The sequence below is a fragment of the Mesorhizobium sp. M7A.F.Ca.US.005.03.2.1 genome (genome assembly GCF_003997795.1).
Taxonomy (GTDB): Bacteria; Pseudomonadota; Alphaproteobacteria; order Rhizobiales; family Rhizobiaceae; genus Mesorhizobium; species Mesorhizobium ciceri.
Window position 1 is genome coordinate 1 of sequence record NZ_RZRP01001434.1, and the last position, 804, is coordinate 804.

Sequence of the window (804 nt, forward strand, 5' to 3'; positions counted from 1 at the left end):
GCCTGGTTACGGCAGCGGCTGCCGGGCTGCTCTATCTCCTGTCCGTTGCCGTCGCGCATTCGCCCGTTCTCTCCGTCTCGATTCTCGTCGTCGGACGCGCGGTGCTGGGCGGTGCCGAGAGCTTTATCATCACAGGTGGCGTGGCCTGGGGCCTGGCGCTCGTGGATGCCGGGCATTCGGGGAAAGTCATTGCATGGGTCGGCACTGCGATGTTCGCGGCATTGGCCTTCAGCGGACCATTGGGAACCATGTTGTTCACAGCCTACGGCTTTGCGGCGATAGGGCTGCTGACCACACTATTGCCGTTGCTCGTCCTGGGATCACTCATGCGAGCGCCGAACCCTCGGATACAGTTGCGGCAGAGAGAATCCGATTTGAGAGCGGTTTTTGACGCGGTATGGCTGCCAGGACTTGGTGCGGCACTCGCCAGCGTCGGCTACTGCTCAGTCCTTGCCTCAGCTCCCTTCTGTATGCCGACAATCATTGGCGACCGGTCTGGGTTGGATTACGGCGTTTGGAGCTGCGCTGATCGCAGCGCGTATGGTCTGCGGTCATTTGCCTGACAGATACGGCGGTGCAAAGATCGCCCTGCTGTTCGTGCTCGTGCAGTCAGCTGGGCTTCTGCTCATCGGGTTGGCACGAAGCAGTGTGCTTGCTTCCTTCGGAGCCGCGCTGGCGGGTCTAGGCTACTCCCTGGTCTACCCCGGGCTTGGCGTGGAGGCGGTTGGTGGCACATCTCCGGAAAACCGCGGCTTGGCGATGGGCATCTACACGGCCTTTCTGGACGTCGCGATGGCTCTAGGA

General features: G+C 61.9%; 2 pseudogenes. Both read left to right on the forward strand.

Annotated features, from left to right (window positions below):
* Positions 1-563, forward strand: a pseudogene (locus tag EN991_RS38300) (hypothetical protein); the annotation flags it as partial.
* Positions 541-804 (forward strand): annotated as a pseudogene (locus tag EN991_RS41495) (arabinose transporter); the annotation flags it as partial. The pseudogenes EN991_RS38300 and EN991_RS41495, both read left to right, overlap by 23 nt.